The organism is Nocardia farcinica (assembly GCF_029867845.1).
Taxonomy (GTDB): domain Bacteria; phylum Actinomycetota; class Actinomycetes; order Mycobacteriales; family Mycobacteriaceae; genus Nocardia; species Nocardia farcinica_A.
Genome location: NZ_JARWRU010000417.1, coordinates 1 through 3,822 on the forward strand (window position 1 = coordinate 1; position 3,822 = coordinate 3,822).

Genomic DNA, 3,822 nt, shown 5'->3' on the forward strand with positions numbered 1-3,822 from the left:
CAGGGGGGGCCCTAAAGGGGCGGGGGCGGTGGCGCTGTCGCGGCCGCCCCCGGCGCTGTGGGCGCCCCCCCGGGCGGCGCCCCCGCCCACCCCGCGGGGGGGGGGGCCGCCCGCGCCCGCGCCGGGGGCGGGCGGACCGACCTGGATGTCGCCGGGCGAACGGCGCGGATCCGAGATCAGGCCGACGCCGGCGATCTTGTCGGCGGGTACCGCACCCAGGCCGGTGCCGATCTCGGCGGCGAGATCACCGGCGGCGTCGGCGCCCTGGCTGTAGCCCACCACCGCCATCCTGGTGTCGCCGCAGCGCAGCGCCATCCGGCTGAGCAGGCCGCGGGCGTTGGACACGGCCTCCTTCTTGGAATTGCCGTAGACCTCGCCCTCCCAGGGGAAGGCGGTGGCCGCGTAGGTCACGTAGTCGACCTCGACATTGCGCGGCAGGCCCCTGGTGACGCCCGACAGCATGCCCGGCTGAGGCTGCTTGTCGTGGCCGGTCTCCCAGGTGCCGGGAATCGCGACGACATACAGGCTCGGGCAGGGTGCGGCCGTCGCCGTGGCCGCGCCACCCACCATCAGACCGGAGGCGATCGCCGCCGAGGCACCGAGCCCGGCGACCAACTTCTTCCAACCCATGCTGCTCCAGTTCGCCCCGTGCCCCGCGTGGGGGCAGCCCCGACACGTTCAGCTGATCCCGCTCGACCCCGGGGAATTCGTGACGGCACGCCGGCGGATGATCGGGCCCTCCGCCCCGGGGATCGCCGTTGATCGTGATCACCTTAAGACCCTTGCGCCGCGCTCGCCATTCGGATGGCGGATTCGTCGTCCGCGCTGTCCGGCGGCGGCGCGCGGCGGCGACGGAACCGCCTGTGCGCGTGCGCGGTCCGCCGGACGCGAAAACGCCCGTGGACGGATCGTCCACGGGCGTCCCGTGTTTGGCGTGTGCCGCCGGGCCGGTCTCGGACCGGGGCGGCGGTGGTCAGCTCAGCGCTGGGCCACCATGGTGGGGGTGATCGGCGCGGGCAGCGCGGTGTCGCCCTCGAGGAACTTGTCGACCGCCGAGGCCGCCGCGCGGCCCTCGGCGATGGCCCACACGATCAGCGACTGGCCGCGGCCCATGTCGCCCGCGACGAAGACACCGGGCACGTTGGTGGCCCAGTTCTTGTCGCGCTGCACGTTGCCGCGCTGGTCGTAGCCGACGCCGAGGTCGGTCAGCAGACCGGCCTTCTCCGGGCCGACGAAGCCCATGGCCAGCAGCACCAGGTCCGCTTCCAGGGTGAAGTCGGTGCCCTCGACCTTCTCGAAGCGGCCGTTGACCATCTTGACCTCGTGCGCCTCCAGGCCGGTGACGTGACCGTCCTTGCCGACGAAGCGCTCGGTGTTGACCGAGAACACCCGCTCGCCGCCCTCCTCGTGGGCCGAGGACACCCGGTACATCAGCGGGTAGGTCGGCCACGGCGTCGACGCGGCGCGCTCCTCCGGCGGACGCGGCATGATCTCGAACTGGTGCACCGAGACCGCGCCGTGCCGGTGCGAGGTGCCGAGGCAGTCCGCGCCGGTGTCGCCGCCGCCGATGATGACGACCTTCTTGCCCTTGGCGTGGATGGGCGGCAGCCCCTCCTCGTCGGTCACCGGATCGCCGAGCTGCACCCGGTTGGACCAGGGCAGGAACTCCATCGCCTGATGGATGCCCTTCAGCTCGCGGCCGGGGATCGGCAGGTCGCGGGCCTGGGTGGCGCCGCCGGCCAGCACCACCGCGTCGAACTGCTCGCGCAGCTCCTCGGCGGTGATGTCGACGCCCACGTTCACGCCGGTGCGGAAGATGGTGCCCTCGGCCTCCATCTGCGCCAGGCGGCGGTCGATGAAGCGCTTCTCCATCTTGAATTCCGGGATGCCGTAGCGCAGCAGGCCGCCGATGCGGTCGGCGCGCTCGAACACCGTCACGGTGTGGCCCGCGCGGGTCAGCTGCTGGGCGGCGGCCAGGCCTGCCGGGCCGGAGCCGACGACGGCGACCTTCTTGCCGGTCAGGCGGGTCGGGTAGACCGGGGTCACCCAGCCCTCGTCGAAGGCGTTCTCGATGATCTCGACCTCGACCTGCTTGATCGTGACCGGATCCTGGTTGATGCCGAGCACGCAGGACGCCTCACACGGCGCCGGGCACAGCCGCCCGGTGAACTCCGGGAAGTTGTTGGTCGCGTGCAGGCGGTCGATGCCGTCGCGCCAGCGGTCCTTGTAGACCAGGTCGTTCCACTCGGGGATCAGGTTCCCCAGCGGACAGCCGTTGTGGCAGAACGGGATACCGCAGTCCATGCAGCGGCTGGCCTGGGTCTGCAGGGTCTCGTGCGAGAACTTGTCCTCGTAGACCTCTTTCCAGTCCAGCAGCCGCAGCGGAACCGGGCGCCGGGCGGGCAGCTCCCGCTTGGTGTGCTTCAGAAATCCCTGCGGATCAGCCACGTGCGGCCACCGTCCTCTCGCCTGTCAACAACTCGCCGACGTCTTGACCGCGTCTCACTTCAGCCACGAGCGGCCTCCATGATCGCCTCGTCGACATCCTTCCCGGCCTTTTCGGCCTCGGAGATGGCGAGCAGAACCTTCTTGTATTCGCGCGGCATGACCTTCACGAAGTGGTTCACCTGCTGCGACCAATCGCTGAGAATGCGATCGGCCACCGCGGAACCGGTCTTGTCGCGATGCTCGGTGATGGTGTCGCGCAGCCAGGTGAAGTCGTCGCCCGCCAGCTGCTCGAGCGCCTCGCGCTGCTCCGGGCTGACCTGGGTGGCGAAGGTGCCGTCCGGGTCGTAGACGAACGCGACGCCGCCGGACATGCCGGCGCCGAAGTTGCGGCCGGTCTTGCCGAGGATGACCACGCGACCGCCGGTCATGTACTCGCAGCCGTGGTCGCCCACGCCCTCGACCACCGCGGTCGCGCCCGAGTTGCGGACCGCGAAGCGCTCGCCGACGACGCCGCTGATGAACGCCTTGCCGCTGGTCGCGCCGAACAGGATCACGTTGCCCGCGATGATGTTGTTCTCGGCGACGAAGCCCTCGGGGGCGTTCGGCGCCGGGCGCACCACCAGGTGGCCGCCGGACAGGCCCTTGCCCACGTAGTCGTTGGCGTCGCCCTGCACGCGCAGGGTGATGCCCGCGGGCACGAAGGCGCCGAAGCTGTTGCCCGCCGAACCGGTGAAGGTGATGTCGATGGTGTCGTCGGGCAGGCCCGCGCCACCGTAGAGCTTGGTCACCTCGTGGCCGAGCATGGTGCCGACCGTGCGGTTCACATTGGTGATCTTGGTTTCGATCTTGACCGGCTTGCCGCGCTCCAGCGCGTCGCGCGCCTGCTCGATCAGCTCGAGGTCCAGCGCCCGGTCCAGGCCGTGGTCCTGGGTCTTGGTGCAGCGGCGGTCCTGGAACATGAAGGCGGTCTCGATGTCGTCGAGGATCGGCGACAGGTCGAGCTTGCTGGCCTTCCAGTGCTGCTTGGCCTTGGTGGTGTCGAGCAGATCGACCCGGCCGATGGCCTCGTCCAGGGTGCGGAAGCCCAGCTGGGCCAGCAGCTCGCGGACCTCTTCGGCGATGAACTCGAAGAAGTTGACCACGAACTCGGGCTTGCCGGTGAAGCGCTCGCGCAGCACCGGGTTCTGGGTGGCCACACCCACCGGACAGGTGTCCAGGTGGCACACGCGCATCATGACGCAGCCGGAGACGACCAGCGGAGCGGTGGCGAAGCCGTACTCCTCGGCGCCGAGCAGCGCGGCGATCATGACGTCGCGGCCGGTCTTCATCTGGCCGTCGACCTGGACCACGATGCGATCGCGCAGGCCGTTGAGC

3 protein-coding genes are annotated in these 3,822 nt (G+C 70.5%); all 3 read right to left on the minus strand.

The annotated features are described in order from the left end of the window. The coding region (locus QH283_RS08915; RefSeq protein ID WP_280502545.1) for a cutinase family protein at positions 1 to 630 on the minus strand (630 nt) is incomplete at its 3' end. Positions 631 to 978: 348 nt separating this feature from the next. Next, a complete protein-coding gene (locus QH283_RS08920; RefSeq protein WP_280502546.1) occupies positions 979 to 2,448 on the minus strand; it encodes a glutamate synthase subunit beta in 1,470 nt (489 codons plus the stop codon). A 59-nt stretch (positions 2,449 to 2,507) separates the two neighbouring features. Beyond that, the coding region (locus tag QH283_RS08925) for a glutamate synthase-related protein (RefSeq protein ID WP_280502547.1) at positions 2,508 to 3,822 on the minus strand (1,315 nt) is incomplete at its 5' end.